Here is a 14,789-nt window from a genome sequence, read left to right as displayed (position 1 = left end):
TTAAGCACCCGACTCCTCTTCACTGAGCCATTCCTGATTGAGCGTTTCGCTGTCGCCCAGATAGTCCAACAGCCAGGCCATGGCCGGAGACTGGGCGTTTTGCTGCCAGGTCAAGCAGCAGGCGCTAGGCGGGAAAGGCTCATGCAGTGGTAATACCACCAGTTCGCCACTTTGTACCAACGGCAATACCCGATGCGCGGGTACCATGCCCACACACAGCCCGGCACGCAAACAATCTACCGCCGAAACCCAGTCCGGCACGGTCAACCGCCGCTGGTTGTCCAACGACCAGGTCACACGCTTGGGTAAATTGCGCGAAGTATCTTCCAACAGCAACGAGGGATAAGGTCGTAGCTGATCGTCTCGCAGCTTTCCTTGCAAGGCGGCCAGCGGATGTTTAGCATGGACTACGCAGAGCCAATTCATAAAGCCCATATCGCGAAAGGCAAAACCGCCGCCTACCGGTACCGCCCGTGTTGCACCAATAGCCATCTCAGCGCGGCCATCGACCAGCGCATCCCACACGCCGTTGAAGACTTCCGGCTGTACCATCAGTTCCACGTCGGGGAAATGGCGATAAAAATCCAGCACCAGCTGGCGGCTGCGCTGGGGTTTGACGATCAGATCGACCGCAATCCGCAGTTGCCCGCGCCAACCGTTGGCCACCTGCTGACACTGCCGTCGGGTATCGAGCATTTTTTTGATAACAACTCGCGCCTCCTTAATAAACAGCGCCCCCGCTGGCGTGAGTTCCACATCGCGGTGACGGCGTTCAAACAAAGGCACTGCCAGCCATTGCTCCAGTTGACGCACCGTATAGCTCACAGCAGAAGGAACGCGGTGCAACTCCTGTGCCGCCGCGCTGAAACTGCCGGTCCGCGCTACCGCATCTACCACATCGAGTGAATATTCAGACCACATATGTTTGCCTTCAAATTTTTTAACAGCACCTTGCAAATATTACCGTTTCACAAGCAGAGATCCAGCCGTATACACTTGCCGGCGCTTCAAAACCTGCGACAACATAATTTTAACGAGAAATAGCAATGCGAAATTTTGGATTTATGTTCTACCTGGCCGGCCTGAGTATGTTGGGCTATCTGGCTACCGATATGTACCTGCCTGCCTTTGGCGCAATGCAGCAGGATCTGCAAATCTCCGCTGGGGCGATCAGCGCCAGCCTGAGTATCTTCCTGGCAGGCTTTGCCTTTGCCCAGTTGCTGTGGGGGCCGCTGTCCGACCGTATTGGCCGTAAGCCCGTGTTATTGATTGGCCTGGCGCTGTTCGCAATCGGCTGTCTCGGTATGCTTTGGGTCGAGAACGTGGCACAACTGTGGTCACTGCGCTTCATTCAAGCCATTGGCGTCTGTTCCGCCGCCGTCACCTGGCAGGCGATCGTGGTCGATCGCTACCGCGATGGCAAAGCCAACCGCGTTTTCGCCTCCATTATGCCGCTGGTCGCCCTCTCTCCGGCGCTGGCCCCACTGCTGGGTGCCTGGTTGCTTAACCATATGGGATGGCGGGCCATTTTCGCCGTGCTGCTGGGGATCACCGCCCTGCTGCTGATCCCCACCTTGCTGCTGAAAGACCGGAGCAGACTGGTCCCTTCCGCCGATAAAAAGCCCAGCCTTGGTTTTATGCAGATCTTGAAATCCCCGGTGTTCAGCGGCAACGTGATGGTTTTTGCTGCCTGTTCTGCTGGCTTCTTCGCCTGGCTGACGGGTTCACCCTTTATCCTCGGCGATATGGGGTATAGCCCCAACGATATTGGTCTGAGCTATGTGCCGCAAACGCTGGCTTTCTTATTGGGGGGTTATAGCTGCCGTAGCGCCTTAAATCGCATCTCTGGCAAAACCTTGCTGCCGTGGTTGCTGTTAGCTTACGGTGTCAGCATGGTGGCGTTGTATCTGATCGCCACGCTAAGTGAGCCAACGTTGACCACTCTGCTGATCCCGTTCTGCTTTATGGCGTTAGTAAACGGTGCCAGCTATCCTATTTTAGTAGCCAATGCGTTGATGCCCTTCCCCAACAACAGTGGCAAAGCTGCTGCGCTGCAAAACACGCTGCAGTTGGGATTATGTTTTATCGCCAGCCTGTTGGTTTCGGCATTTATCGCCCAACCGCTGTTAGCCACGGCTACCGTAATGGTGGCTACCGTATTTTTGGCAGCCTTGGGTTATCTGATCCAGCGTGGGAAAGGAACGGATGAAACTCAGATGACACAGCAGAAGCGTGCCGACTCCGTGTCATAATTGTCTCTGTAAATAGTCACTTAATGAAAATTCTTGCCGAGCGCGATTTGCAGTTGAGTCTACGCCTCGGCAAGCCTATACTCAAAAACGACCTTTTAGAATAACAGTTATACTAAGTTCTTATTGCAGCAACTGCTGCGTACGTGGATGGCATCACACTTTATTTAAGGTTGAATTTACCCGCGTCCTTTGACGCAGGGAGTCTCTTAAATTTCCTCTGTTCAAGTCGGATTTCAGACACCACGGTGAATTTTTACCGTAGGTATACGTATGTCCCTGTAGAAATTGTCTACGCTAAATTCTGCAGGATCATAAGTCAGAAGAAGGTGATGGAGAAGCTATGAGTTCATCGTGTATAGAAGATCTGAGCATCCAGGACAACCATTGGTATCGTATCGCTCATGAAATGCTTAGCATGGCCGGCATTGAAATCAATGGTTCACGCCCTTTCGATATTCAGATCAATAATCCCAATTTCTTTAAACGCGTACTGCAAGACGGCTCTCTGGGGCTGGGCGAAAGCTATATGGACGGTTGGTGGGAGTGCGAGCGGCTGGACATATTTTTTCAGCGGGTTATCGCAGCTGGCCTGGAAAAGAAACTGCCCCACCACCTGAAGGATATCTTGCGTATTGCCGCCGCCCGCCTGACCAACCTGCAATCCCAAAAACGTGCCTGGATTGTTGGCAAAGAGCATTACGACCTGGGTAACGATTTGTTTACCCAGATGCTGGATCCCTATATGCAATATTCCTGCGGCTATTGGCAACAGGCCACGACGTTGGAAGAAGCACAAGAGGCCAAGTTACGGTTGATTTGCGAAAAACTGCACCTGCAGCCCGGTATGCGGGTATTGGATATCGGCTGTGGCTGGGGCGGTCTGTCTGCTTATGCGGCCAAGCACTACGGCGTTTCCATGGTGGGCGTCACCATCTCCGCCGAACAGCAGAAAATGGCGCAAGAGCGCTGTGCCGGGCTGGACGTGGAAATTCTGCTGCAGGATTACCGCGATCTCTACCAGCAGTTTGACCGCATCGTCTCGGTCGGCATGTTCGAACACGTTGGGCCGAAAAACTACCGAACCTATTTCGAGGTGGTGGAACGTAATTTAAAACCCGATGGCATTTTCCTGTTGCATACCATTGGTTCCAACGAGACCGATATGAACGTTGATCCGTGGATCAATAAATATATCTTCCCCAACGGTTGCCTGCCGTCGGTGAAACATATTGCCCAGGCCAGCGAAGGCCGCTTCGTCATGGAAGATTGGCATAATATCGGCGCAGATTACGATCGCACCCTGATGGCCTGGTATGAACGTTTCAAACAGAGCTGGCCACAGCTGGCTTCGCGCTATTCCGAACGTTTTGAAAGGATGTTCAGTTATTACCTTAATGCCTGCGCAGGAGCGTTTCGCGCTCGCGATATTCAACTTTGGCAGGTGGTATTCAGCCCTAAAGGCGTTGAAGGCGGCCTGCGAGTTCCCCGCTAAAATCCTTTACCCCAACCCACAGGGTTGGGGTAAAGGGTTATTAACCGCAATAAACGCGAATGATTTTGTCTTCACTGTCACCCAGGAAGTTCAAGCGTTTTAGATTGAAGTCCATGGTTACCATAGAGTTATAAGGAATAGTCCGTACCTGCTGGGGAATATTGACCCCGTCCAACGCAGACAGCGGTTTACCCACATAATTCTGATACTGCGATGCACCACAGGTATCATCTTCGGCCTCGGCAGACTGTGAGTTCGCCTGTTCCGGGGAGCTTGAACAGGCGGTCAGCGCCAACAGCGCCGCTAGCATCATCGTTTTCCCGTAAAACTTCACGTTTGGCTCCTATGTGTGGTTATTGGTGCAGGGTTATCAGACTTTGGGTACAGACGGCTTGGTGACAGCTAACGCAGCCTCACGATTAGCTAGCACACGCTCGACGGTATCCACCACCGCTTGAGTTTGCGGATCGATTTCGATATTGACCTTATCGCCCAAGCGCTTTTTACCCAGCGTGGTGCGCTCAAGGGTTTCCGGGATCAAATGCACACAGAAACGGTTATTGACCACCTCGCCTATGGTCAGGCTGATGCCATCGATGCCGATGAACCCTTTATGTAGCACATATTTCATCAAATCGATATTCGGCATGCGCAGCCAGATCTGACGATTATTTTCCGAGGTATAAATCTTGGTGACTTCCGCGGTACAGATAATATGCCCGGACATCAGGTGCCCACCGATTTCATCGTTAAACTTGGCGGCTCTTTCCAGATTGACCACATCACCCAGTTTAAGATCGCCAAGATTGGTCAACCGCAGAGTCTCTTTGATCAAATCAAAGCTGACGCGATTGCCTGCAATCTCCGTGACGGTCAGACAGCAGCCGTTGTGGGCTACCGAGGCCCCCAACTCCAGCCCTGGTAACAGCTCATCAGGCATTTCAACAACGTGGGTACGGAAGTTGGGTTTTTCATCAATGGCAACCAGCGGGGCGGTGCCTTGTACGATACCGGTAAACATGTTGGCCTCTTCTTTATGACTATGTTCAACGCGCTGTAAGCAGTTTGCCCCAGTTATGGCAGAAAACCAAACGCACAGCGGCAAAAAAGCAGTGCTTGCCTAGTTTATATCCTGGGATTAGCGTCCTCAGCTAACTGCGCTGTAGTTTCAAGGCGACGAATAGAGACTCTTGGATTTCAAGCTACAGCTTGAAAGACGACGCGTATAACTATTTCTTTACAACCTTTGCTTAACCCCGACTAGCAGGTACAATCTTTTCGGCATATTCCGCAGTTTTTAGTTGTTGCTGATGCAGCGACACCCCTTCCCATAAATAATTAGAAAGGTGTATACGTGCAGAAGTACTTTATTGAGGCGCGTAGTTTATTGGCCCTCGCAATTCCGGTCATCATCGCGCAAATATCCCAAACCGCAATGGGCGTGGTCGATACCATCATGGCTGGCTCTTATAGCGCCACGGATATGGCCGCCGTTGCCGTCGGGACCTCTATCTGGCTGCCGACCATTCTGTTCGGCCACGGTTTACTGCTGGCCTTGACCCCAGTTATCGCCCAGCTCAACGGCGCGGGCCGCCGCGATCGTATCGCGTATCAGGTGCGTCAGGGCTTTTGGCTGGCATCGGGGGTTTCACTCCTCATTATCTCCGTGATTTATAACAGCCAGTTGGTGATCGACATGATGCACAACATCGATCCGCTGCTGGCTGAAAAGGCCGTTGGTTTCCTGCATGCCATTATGTGGGGAGCTCCCGGCTATTTGTTCTTCCAGGTCGTCCGTGGACAGTGTGAAGGCTTATCCAAAACCAAGCCCGGCATGGTAATAGGGTTTTTGGGTCTGTTGATCAACATCCCGATCAACTACATATTGATTTTCGGCAAGTTTGGCATGCCGGAAATGGGCGGCGTCGGTTGTGGTGTCGCCACCGCCAGCGTGTATTGGATGATGTTCCTGATGATGCGCTGGTATACCAAACGTGCATCCTCGCTGCGGGATATCAAGCTGGAGGAAGGCGCACGCCGTGGCCCGGACTGGCAGGCGTTAAAACGCCTGATCGGCATTGGTCTACCGGTTGCCCTGGCCTTGTTCTTTGAGGTGACGCTGTTTGCCGTGGTGGCATTATTGGTTTCACCGCTAGGCATCGTCGCGGTGGCCGGGCACCAGATTGCCCTGAACTTCAGCTCACTGATGTTTGTACTGCCGCTGTCGCTCGGAGTTGGGGCCACCATTCGCGTTGGGCACCGTCTGGGCGAAGGCTCGGTAGAGGGCGCTCGGATTGCCGCCTATGCGGCGATTGCCGTCGGCATCGCCATGGCCAGTTGCTCGGCGTTGTTCACCGCTGCCTTCCGCGAATCTATCGCCCTGCTGTATAACGATAATCCTGCGGTCGTGACCATGGCCTCCCATCTGATGCTGCTGGCGGCGATTTACCAGATATCCGACTCTATCCAGGTGATCGGTAGCGGTATTCTGCGAGGCTATAAAGATACCCGGGCGATCTTCTACATCACCTTTGTGGCCTATTGGGTTCTCGGATTGCCCAGCGGCTATCTGCTGGCGCTGACGGACTACATCGTGCCGGCGATGGGGCCGAGCGGATTCTGGTTCGGCTTTATTATCGGCCTGACCTTCGCCGCCATCATGATGGTATTTCGGATGCGCTGGTTACAACGCCAACCCCCGGCGTTGATTTTGCAGCGTTCCACACGTTAATAGCGTTCGCCGGTTTGTCACAGGCAAACCGGCGAGTTCCTCGCCAGCCATTGCAGAAAAAACCGCCTTACTGCACATAAGCTCAGCAATCGCGTGAAATACCAAATAAAATTGCGTTTTTCCCCTTGCCAGCGGCCAGGTTGCTCGTTAATATTCGTCCCCGCTGTCAGCCATGACAGAGAGGAAAAAGATGCGTCTGTAGCTCAGTTGGTTAGAGCACCACCTTGACATGGTGGGGGTCGATGGTTCGAGTCCATTCAGACGCACCAAATTCCTGAAAGTAGCACAGTGCGTCCGTAGCTCAGTTGGTTAGAGCACCACCTTGACATGGTGGGGGTCGATGGTTCGAGTCCATTCGGACGCACCACTTCTTGTTTCGCTTCCCAGTATTATCTCTCGCCTAACGGTAACCCAATTTAACAGTAATACCGGACAGAGCGTCAGCCCGTCGCGTATCATCAGCACAGTATCCTGATGGAGGTAATTTTGATGTCGGTTTTTAAATCACAGCTGCCGTTCGAACAACTCGACAATGGCCTCGCCCGCCGCCAAGGGCTAATGAGCGATGGGAGCACCGCCTGGGAAGTCAAGTTTGCCGCAGGCACCTTTGACCAACTGCAAAAACGCCCCTACCCCCAACACATCCGCGTCATTTCTGGGATCTTCGAATTCACCGTCGGCAGTGACGTGCATACTCTGATGGCCCAGGAAACGTTGGCGATCCCTGCCACTACCGTTTTTGGCTGTTTCTGTCTGGATGACGGAGTCCTGCTGGAAATCCAGAAAAATGTTTGAAAACGCGATCGCCGTCACTTTATTTTTTTCGAAAACATAATCCGTTACAGTAATGCTAATTGCGCAACAAACCCGTTAGCAGGCGGCTTATTTGCGCCACATTTGCTGACTTTATGTACAAAACTGCCAACGACTGCGGTTTTTTGTTTTGTTTCCAGCCGCATAGCCTTATAATGCGCAACGTCTTTCAGTTGAATGGTTTCAGCCCTTGATCTGCGAAAACGCAATTACAAAAAATTCTCATCCTCGCTTTTTGCGCAGCCTACCCGCACCTGGGCATCGGCCGAATTTTTCCACCCCATTTCGACCAAGGTCACCTATCCTTAACTATGTTTTGCATTGCCAGGCACAGCCCAAATCCCTTACCGATGGCCTAGCCACCGGTACCGTTAGTTTTATAATCCATCACAACTTGCAGAAAAAATCGTCATGAAAAAGACCAAAATTGTTTGTACTATCGGCCCGAAAACCGAGTCGGAAGAAATGCTGACCAGCCTGCTGAACGCGGGCATGAACGTAATGCGCCTTAACTTCTCCCACGGCGATTATGAAGAACACGGTAACCGCATCAAGAACATGCGTGCGGTGATTGCCAAAACCGGTAAAAACGCCGGTATCCTGCTCGATACCAAAGGCCCGGAAATCCGTACCATGAAGCTGGAAGGCGGCGTTGATGCAGCCCTGGTTGCTGGCCAGACCTTCACCTTCACCACCGACCAGAGCGTTATCGGCAACAACGAACGCGTTGCGGTGACCTACCCTGGCTTTGCTGCCGACCTGAAAATTGGCAACACCGTACTGGTGGATGATGGCCTGATCGGTATGGAAGTGACTGCGGTTACCGAAAGCGAAGTGGTTTGTAAGGTACTGAACAGCGGCGATCTGGGCGAAAACAAAGGCGTTAACCTGCCGGGCGTATCCATTCAGCTGCCAGCGCTGGCCGAAAAAGACAAACGTGACCTGATCTTCGGTTGTGAGCAAGGCGTAGACTTCGTTGCGGCTTCCTTTATCCGTAAGCGTTCCGACGTGCTGGAAATCCGTGAGCACCTGAAAGCTCACGGCGGCGAAAACATTCAGATCATCTCCAAGATCGAAAACCAGGAAGGCCTGAACAACTTCGACGAGATCCTCGAAGCGTCTGACGGCATCATGGTAGCTCGTGGCGATCTGGGTGTTGAAATCCCGGTTGAAGAAGTGATCTTCGCGCAGAAGATGATGATCGAGAAGTGTAACCGTGCACGCAAAGTGGTTATCACCGCGACCCAGATGCTTGATTCAATGATCAAGAACCCGCGCCCTACCCGTGCAGAAGCCGGTGACGTTGCCAACGCTATCCTGGACGGTACCGATGCGGTGATGCTGTCTGGTGAAAGCGCCAAGGGTAAATACCCGCTGGAAGCCGTTACCATCATGGCAACCATCTGCGAACGTACCGATCGCGTGATGCCTAGCCGTATCGACACCCTGAACGACAACCGTAAACTGCGTATCACCGAAGCGGTGTGCCGCGGTGCGGTAGAAACTGCCGAAAAACTGGACGCGCCACTGATCGTGGTTGCCACCAGCGGCGGCAAATCAGCCAAATCCGTGCGTAAGTACTTCCCTAACGCCGTGATCCTGGCGCTGACGACCAACGAAGTCACTGCCCGTCAGCTGATCCTGAGCAAAGGTATCACCACTCAGATGGTCAAAGAAATCGCTTCTACCGACGACTTCTACCGCATTGGTAAAGAAGTTGCTTTGGCCAGCGGCCTGGCACAGAAAGGCGACGTCGTGGTGATGGTTTCTGGTGCTCTGGTACCAAGCGGCACAACCAATACTGCCTCGGTTCACGTGCTGTAATAATAAACGTGACAACCAGTCTGTGACCCAAACGCCGCTTAGCGGCGTTTTTTTTATCGGCAATAACGCACTTTCAGAAAAACGCAACCATTAAAGCAGTTTATTTCGCCAATTTCATTTGAGAGTTGTCCCATAGAATCAGGCTGTTTTCCTTCGATTTTTTAACTATTTTGCAAAAGAAGATGCAAGTTTGAGCGAACGATCAAAATAAAGGGCCCTAATACAAAAAATTTATTCTCTTTCGAAAAAAGTTTGTGTAATACTTGTAACGCTACATGGAGATTAACTCAATCTAGAGGGTGTTATAATGAATCGTACTAAACTGGTACTGGGCGCGGTAATCCTGGCTTCTACTATGCTGGCTGGTTGCTCAAGCAACGCTAAAATCGATCAACTGTCTTCTGACGTTCAGACTCTGAACGCTAAAGTTGATCAGCTGAGCAACGACGTGAACGCAATCCGTTCTGACGTTCAAGCAGCTAAAGACGACGCAGCGCGCGCTAACCAGCGTCTGGACAACCAAGCACACGCTTACAAAAAGTAAGTTTGCTTCGGTTATTGAAAACGGTGCACATTGTGCACCGTTTTTTTTTGCCTATAAATTCCCCTGCACATCACCCCATCCAATACCTTAGGCACAAAAAAAGGGCCAGGCTCAATGCCGGACCCTAATACTTTCGTACCATCAAGGTTTAGTTCACTGAGCTAATCGGTGCACCAGACTCGCCAGAGGTATCAGCACCCTCACCAGGAAGTGCTGTAGGCGGTGTAGTGACCTCGGAAGGGTCTTGCCCTACACTGACTAGCACTGGCATGCCAGAACGCCGTACGATGGCGCTGTCGAGCATTGCCTTATCGGTCTGTGGATCGGCAGCAAAGGCTTTCTGATTTTTAGAAAGCGCGATTGGCATGGTCTGCGGATCGTCACTGGCCACTCTGGACAATGGCTGATGCACTTCTACATAGCGTTTGCCGTCTGGCTCAACGGAGACTTTCAGCGGTTCATTGACGATTTGCACTCTGGTGCCCTGTGGCACCTGGTTGAACAGCGCTTCGATATCGTCCGGGCGCAGGCGGATACAGCCTGAGCTCACACGCATCCCGATACCAAAGTTGGCATTGGTGCCGTGGATCAGGTATTCACCGTGCCCCATGGCCAGACGCATGGCAAACAACCCCATCGGATTCTCTGGCCCGGCTGGTATTACCGCAGGCAAAGTCACGCCCTGTGACTGGTAGCGCTTGCGGATGTTGGCAGTGGGCGTCCAGGTTGGATTCGGGATCTTCTGGCTGACCGAGGTCACCTTCAGCGGCGTATTCATACCGGTCTGGCCAATACCGATCGGGTAGACGATCACCTTATCTTCCCCTTTCGGGTAATAGTACAAGCGCAGTTCCGCCAGATTGACCACAATGCCTTCACGTGGGGTATCCGGCAGCAGCATCTGTGTCGGGATCGTCAGCGCCGATCCCGGTTTAGGCAGATAGGGATCGGTACCCGGGTTGGCTTCCAGCATGCCCAATAGCCCAATCTTGTAGTCAGCCGCAATGGCTTCCAGCGAACGGCCATCGTTTGGCACGTTGTAAATCGTATTCTCACCAATCAGACGGCTGCCTGGCGGCGGCAATGGGTATTCGTTCGCACTGGCGGCCTGGGTGCCGGTCAGTACAGTGGCGAATAGCACGCCCATTAGAGTCAACGCACGTTTCATTCTGATCCCTATTGTTATTACGGTTCATTGCAAGGCTAGCGATCGCTGGCCAGCAGGTAAATAAGATAAATGCTCGTTCGATATTAGCAAGATCCGATTTAAAGGCAATAAATTGCAAAAAATCAACATGTTATAACGTAATCAAACGCAGGAATTGTCAATGACTCGTCAACGGGTAAGCGGCTGAAATACTTATGATTTGTAGAAAAAAGGCGGGGTTTGGCTGGATTTGTAAAGGCTCATTGACATAGCGTGCCATCAATAAGCCTTGGGATATCCGGTTAGGCGAGCTGTGCCGCTTTACCGCGAATAGCGCGGATCATCGCCTCCAAACCTTGAGAACGAGAAGGCGTCAGATGCTGGCTCAAGGCCAGTTCGCTGAAGAATGGGCGTATATCCAGATCGAGGATTTGCTGCGGCGTAAGCTCATGATAAACAATAAACACCACCGCCAGCAGCCCCTTGACGATAGCAGCATCGCTATCGCCATGAAACTCAACCTGCCCTTGCGCGTTGTTGCTCATCACGATCCAGACCTGGCTTTGACAGCCGGAAATCAGGTTGGCCGCCTGCCGCTCGCTTTCATCCAGCGGTGGCAACTGGCTACCCAGTTCGATCACATACAGGTACTTCTCCTCCCAGTTCAGGCAGCGGGAAAAATTACGCACCAATTTATCTTTGTCTGGCAAATGCGCCATGGGGTTCCCTTTAATGATTAGCCTAACAAGCTGTGGATGCGCTGCAAACCGGCGACCAGCCGATCCACTTCCTCGCGGGTATTGTACAACGCCAGCGAGGCACGGCACATACTTGGTACCTGGTAGAACTCCATCAGCGGCATGGCGCAGTGGTGCCCAGTGCGGATCGCAATGCCGTATTGATCCAGGAAACTGCCCACGTCGTAGGCATGATGTTCACCCAGGTTAAAGGCAATCACGCCGGCACGCTGCGCAGGGCCATAAATCTTCAGCGTTGGCACCTGCTGCAGTCCATCCAATGCGTAGCGCATTAGAGATTGCTCGTGATCGTGGATATTTTCCAGCCCCAGAGCCTCGACATAGTCGATGGCAGCCCCCAGCCCCATCATACCCGCCGTATTAGGTGAACCGGCCTCAAACCGCCATGGCGGCGCTGCAAAGGTAGTGCCTTGCGTCAGGCTGACACGTTGGATCATCGCGCCGCCGCCTTCCCATGGTGGCATCTGTTCCAGCAACGACTGCTTGCCATACAGAATGCCGATACCGCTAGGCCCGTAGAGCTTGTGGCCAGAGAACACATAGAAATCGCAGTCAAGCGCCTGGACATCGATACGCTGATGCATCACCGCCTGAGCCCCGTCCACCAGCACCTTCAGCCCAGCAGCTTTGGCCACGGGAACGATCTCATGCAGTGGGTTGACGGTTCCCAACACGTTCGATACCTGGGTAATCGCCAACAGCTTGGTGGAGGCATCGATCAGACCCGGCAATTGCGCCAGATCCAGGGTGCCGTCTGGCTGCAATGGCCAGATACGCAACGTAATGCCACGCTCCTGCGCCAGCATTTGCCACGGCACAATGTTGGCGTGGTGCTCCATCTCGGTGATGATGATGCTGTCGCCCGCCGTCAGCAGATGGTGGCCAAAGCTGTTAGCCACCAGATTGATGCCTTCAGTGGTGCCTTTGACGAACACGATTTCTTCCGCCGAGCCCGCATTGATAAAGCGCGCCACTTGCTCACGCACGCCCTCCATCTGCTGGGTAGCTTCGGCGCTCAACGTATGAATGCCGCGGTGAACCGCGGCATAACCGTGACGGTAGAAATCCAGTTCGCGGTCAATCACGCTCTGCGGTTTCTGCGCGCTGGCAGCACTGTCCAGATAAGCCAACGGTTGCCCATTGACCTCCCGAGCCAGCAGGGGAAAATCACTACGTACCCGTTCCAGGGGATAACTCATGCCGCCTCCTGGGGTAAACGATCGGCGATACGCGCCAGCACCAACTCCCGAATGACCGGGTCGGCAATGCCCTCCGTCAGTTCAGCGGCAAAGGCAAAGATGATCATCTGCTGCGCCGCGTGCTTATCAATACCGCGCGATTGCAGATAGAACAGCTGCTCTTCATCGATCCGGCCCACGGTGGCACCGTGGCTGCATTTGACATCATCGGCGTAGATTTCCAACTGCGGTTTGGTATCTACCTCCGCCACCTTGCCCAACAACAGATTGTGGTTGTTCATCTGGCCGTCGGTTTTGATCGCGTGCTGCGCGACCTTGATCATGCCGTTAAATACCGCCTTGGCCCGATCGCTGACCACCGTTTTGTGCAGTTGGCGGCTTTCACAGTAGCCTTTGTTGTGTTCCAGATAGGTACGGGTGTCGCACACCTCTTTACCTACCGGCAGCACCAGGCTGTTGATGACCAGATTGCTCCCCTCACCGTTTAACTGTGCACTGGTGTGGTGGCGTGTCAGCCCCGCTCCCAACAGGAAGCTGTCGCTTTTAACCCGCGCATCGCGGCCAACCAGCAGGTCGTTATGGGCAAAGTGATAACTGGCCTGGCTCTCAAACGCCAGTTTGCAATGATGCAGCTCGGCATTATCACCCACCGTCACGGTCAGGCGCGCACCGGTGAAGTGGGCCGCAGCGCTGACGCTGGCATAGTGTTCGATGACCGAAGCTCGTGCACCACTTGCAATCTCCAGGTGGTGCCGGTGATGCAGCGTATTCACTTCTCCGGGCTGCTCGCGACCAGTGCTGAGATGCAACAGATAGAGCGGTTTAGCCGGAGCTTTGCCTGCCGCCAGGCTAATCACACTGGTTTCCTGCGCCAGGCTTTCGGTCAAATGCAGAAAAATTTCTGGCTGGATCGGTTCTGGCAGCGTTATTGGCGCATCATAGGTCACCCTGTTCAACTGGTAGTCACCAAGATCCTCATCGCTCAATTGCGGACATAAGCGCCCATCGACAAACACCAGGCGATACGCATCGATCTTCAACGCCAGTTTGTCTCGCTGCTCCGCGCTGAACACGTTGTCCACAGGCTCCAGAAACTGCTGCTCCAACAAGCCTTCCAGCGGGGTATATTTCCAGTTTTCCTGCTTGCGAGTCGGCCAGCCTTGGCGCAAAACCTGCTGCCAATGGGCTAACGCATGCGCAGACTGCTCGCCGCCGCGGGCTTCGAACAGGCTGTACATCTGCTGTAGTGCCCGTGAATTACTGTTGGTCGGAAAGCCAGCCATAGCCCTGCTCCTCCAACTGTTTCACCAATGAGAAGTCACCGGACTTCACGATGCGCCCCTGGGAAAGCACGTGAACGTAATCCGGCTTGATGTAATCAAGAATGCGCTGATAGTGGGTGACAATAATAAAGGCGCGCTTGCCGTCACGCAGCGAATTGACGCCGTTGGCGACGATCTTCAGGGCATCGATATCCAACCCGGAATCCGTTTCATCCAGAATGCACAGCTCCGGCTCCAGCGCCGCCATTTGCAGGATGTCGTTGCGCTTCTTCTCACCGCCGGAAAAACCGACGTTGACCGAACGGGTCAACAAATCCGCTGGCATATTCAGCAACTCGATCTTCTGTTCGATAAAGTCGGCGAAATCGAAGCGATCCAGCGCCTCTTGGCCACGGTAATTACGCACCGCATTCACCGAGGTCTGCAGGAAGAAATGGTTGCTGACGCCAGGGATCTCTACCGGATACTGGAACGCCAGGAATACGCCCTCACCGGCCCGATCCTCAGGAGCCAGCTCCAGCAGATCTTTGCCTTTAAACGTCACTTCCCCTGCGGTGACCTCATACTCTTCTCGGCCAGCCAACGTGGCGGAAAGCGTGCTTTTGCCAGAACCGTTGGGTCCCATAATGGCGTGCACTTCGCCCGGTTTGATGTCCAGGCTCAGCCCCTTGAGGATCTCATTACCTTCGGCGCTGACGTGCAAATTCTTGATACTTAACATGCTGTGTCCTCTGATCGCGCTGCTG

General features: G+C 53.4%; 14 protein-coding genes and 2 tRNA genes. 8 read left to right on the top strand and 8 right to left on the bottom strand.

The annotated features are described in order from the left end of the window. Positions 1–921, bottom strand: a complete 921-nt coding sequence (gene punR / locus KGP26_RS13390; protein WP_021804553.1) for a DNA-binding transcriptional activator PunR — start codon at positions 919–921, stop codon at positions 1–3. Between the two features lie 125 nt (positions 922–1,046). Between punR and punC the strand changes: the two genes are divergently transcribed. Beyond that, positions 1,047–2,252: a purine nucleoside transporter PunC gene (gene punC, locus KGP26_RS13385; RefSeq protein WP_223665565.1), complete on the top strand. Its 1,206-nt coding sequence runs from the start codon at positions 1,047–1,049 to the stop codon at positions 2,250–2,252. 340 nt (positions 2,253–2,592) lie between these two features. Beyond that, complete coding sequence (gene cfa / locus KGP26_RS13380) at positions 2,593–3,744, top strand: cyclopropane fatty acyl phospholipid synthase (protein WP_223665564.1); 1,152 nt, start codon at positions 2,593–2,595, stop codon at positions 3,742–3,744. A gap of 40 nt (positions 3,745–3,784) precedes the next feature. On the opposite strand, the gene KGP26_RS13375 is transcribed toward cfa, so the two are convergent. Then, positions 3,785–4,078 carry an I78 family peptidase inhibitor gene (locus KGP26_RS13375; protein WP_037374799.1) on the bottom strand — a complete coding sequence of 98 codons (294 nt, stop codon included), beginning with the start codon at positions 4,076–4,078 and terminating at the stop codon, positions 3,785–3,787. Positions 4,079–4,114: 36 nt separating this feature from the next. After that, complete coding sequence (locus KGP26_RS13370; RefSeq protein WP_037374801.1) at positions 4,115–4,765, bottom strand: riboflavin synthase; 651 nt, start codon at positions 4,763–4,765, stop codon at positions 4,115–4,117. A gap of 333 nt (positions 4,766–5,098) precedes the next feature. Here KGP26_RS13370 and KGP26_RS13365 point away from each other — a divergent pair, with 333 nt between their 5' ends. From KGP26_RS13365 to KGP26_RS13340, 6 genes are all read left to right on the top strand, one after another. Next, positions 5,099–6,475 carry an MATE family efflux transporter gene (locus KGP26_RS13365; protein ID WP_094981790.1) on the top strand — a complete coding sequence of 459 codons (1,377 nt, stop codon included), beginning with the start codon at positions 5,099–5,101 and terminating at the stop codon, positions 6,473–6,475. A 192-nt stretch (positions 6,476–6,667) separates the two neighbouring features. After that, positions 6,668–6,744: transfer RNA gene (locus tag KGP26_RS13360), tRNA-Val, on the top strand. Positions 6,745–6,765: 21 nt separating this feature from the next. After that, positions 6,766–6,842: transfer RNA gene (locus KGP26_RS13355), tRNA-Val, on the top strand. Between the two features lie 122 nt (positions 6,843–6,964). Then, entirely contained in the window at positions 6,965–7,270 is a 306-nt protein-coding gene (locus KGP26_RS13350; protein WP_223665563.1) for a cupin, read from the top strand. 429 nt (positions 7,271–7,699) lie between these two features. Next, a complete protein-coding gene (gene pykF / locus KGP26_RS13345) occupies positions 7,700–9,112 on the top strand; it encodes a pyruvate kinase PykF (RefSeq protein WP_021178107.1) in 1,413 nt (470 codons plus the stop codon). A 307-nt stretch (positions 9,113–9,419) separates the two neighbouring features. After that, the gene (locus KGP26_RS13340; protein ID WP_005165631.1) at positions 9,420–9,656 is read left to right on the top strand and encodes a major outer membrane lipoprotein; all 237 of its coding nucleotides are present in this window, start codon (positions 9,420–9,422) and stop codon (positions 9,654–9,656) included. Positions 9,657–9,804: 148 nt separating this feature from the next. Here KGP26_RS13340 and KGP26_RS13335 read toward each other — a convergent pair whose 3' ends face one another. The 5 genes from KGP26_RS13335 to sufC form a co-directional block, all read right to left on the bottom strand. Continuing rightward, positions 9,805–10,824, bottom strand: a complete 1,020-nt coding sequence (locus KGP26_RS13335; RefSeq protein ID WP_021804561.1) for a L,D-transpeptidase family protein — start codon at positions 10,822–10,824, stop codon at positions 9,805–9,807. A gap of 281 nt (positions 10,825–11,105) precedes the next feature. After that, positions 11,106–11,522 (bottom strand): cysteine desulfuration protein SufE, encoded by a 417-nt coding sequence (sufE, locus tag KGP26_RS13330; protein ID WP_021804562.1) that lies wholly within the window; start codon positions 11,520–11,522, stop codon positions 11,106–11,108. Positions 11,523–11,539: 17 nt separating this feature from the next. Continuing rightward, positions 11,540–12,760, bottom strand: a complete 1,221-nt coding sequence (sufS, locus tag KGP26_RS13325; RefSeq protein WP_223665562.1) for a cysteine desulfurase SufS — start codon at positions 12,758–12,760, stop codon at positions 11,540–11,542. Further along, complete coding sequence (sufD, locus tag KGP26_RS13320) at positions 12,757–14,043, bottom strand: Fe-S cluster assembly protein SufD (protein WP_021804564.1); 1,287 nt, start codon at positions 14,041–14,043, stop codon at positions 12,757–12,759. Before sufD ends, sufS begins: the two co-directional genes overlap by 4 nt. Beyond that, positions 14,018–14,764 carry a Fe-S cluster assembly ATPase SufC gene (gene sufC / locus KGP26_RS13315; RefSeq protein WP_021804565.1) on the bottom strand — a complete coding sequence of 249 codons (747 nt, stop codon included), beginning with the start codon at positions 14,762–14,764 and terminating at the stop codon, positions 14,018–14,020. Before sufC ends, sufD begins: the two co-directional genes overlap by 26 nt. Positions 14,765–14,789: the final 25 nt, after the last annotated feature.

Source organism: Serratia sp. JSRIV002, assembly GCF_019968725.1.
Lineage (GTDB): Bacteria > Pseudomonadota > Gammaproteobacteria > Enterobacterales > Enterobacteriaceae > Chania > Chania fonticola_B.
The sequence above is the reverse complement of the archived record's forward strand: the minus strand, read 5'-3'. Positions and strand labels throughout refer to the sequence as shown.

Excerpts from the sequence above, each read along its gene's own strand:
- punR (WP_021804553.1), bottom strand. The coding sequence starts at position 921 with ATGTGGTCTGAATATTCACTCGATGTGGTAGATGCGGTAGCGCGGACC.
- punC (WP_223665565.1), top strand. The coding sequence starts at position 1,047 with ATGCGAAATTTTGGATTTATGTTCTACCTGGCCGGCCTGAGTATGTTG.
- cfa (WP_223665564.1), top strand. The coding sequence starts at position 2,593 with ATGAGTTCATCGTGTATAGAAGATCTGAGCATCCAGGACAACCATTGG.
- KGP26_RS13370 (WP_037374801.1), bottom strand. The coding sequence starts at position 4,765 with ATGTTTACCGGTATCGTACAAGGCACCGCCCCGCTGGTTGCCATTGAT.
- KGP26_RS13350 (WP_223665563.1), top strand. The coding sequence starts at position 6,965 with ATGTCGGTTTTTAAATCACAGCTGCCGTTCGAACAACTCGACAATGGC.
- pykF (WP_021178107.1), top strand. The coding sequence starts at position 7,700 with ATGAAAAAGACCAAAATTGTTTGTACTATCGGCCCGAAAACCGAGTCG.
- KGP26_RS13340 (WP_005165631.1), top strand. The coding sequence starts at position 9,420 with ATGAATCGTACTAAACTGGTACTGGGCGCGGTAATCCTGGCTTCTACT.
- KGP26_RS13335 (WP_021804561.1), bottom strand. The coding sequence starts at position 10,824 with ATGAAACGTGCGTTGACTCTAATGGGCGTGCTATTCGCCACTGTACTG.
- sufE (WP_021804562.1), bottom strand. The coding sequence starts at position 11,522 with ATGGCGCATTTGCCAGACAAAGATAAATTGGTGCGTAATTTTTCCCGC.
- sufS (WP_223665562.1), bottom strand. The coding sequence starts at position 12,760 with ATGAGTTATCCCCTGGAACGGGTACGTAGTGATTTTCCCCTGCTGGCT.
- sufD (WP_021804564.1), bottom strand. The coding sequence starts at position 14,043 with ATGGCTGGCTTTCCGACCAACAGTAATTCACGGGCACTACAGCAGATG.
- sufC (WP_021804565.1), bottom strand. The coding sequence starts at position 14,764 with ATGTTAAGTATCAAGAATTTGCACGTCAGCGCCGAAGGTAATGAGATC.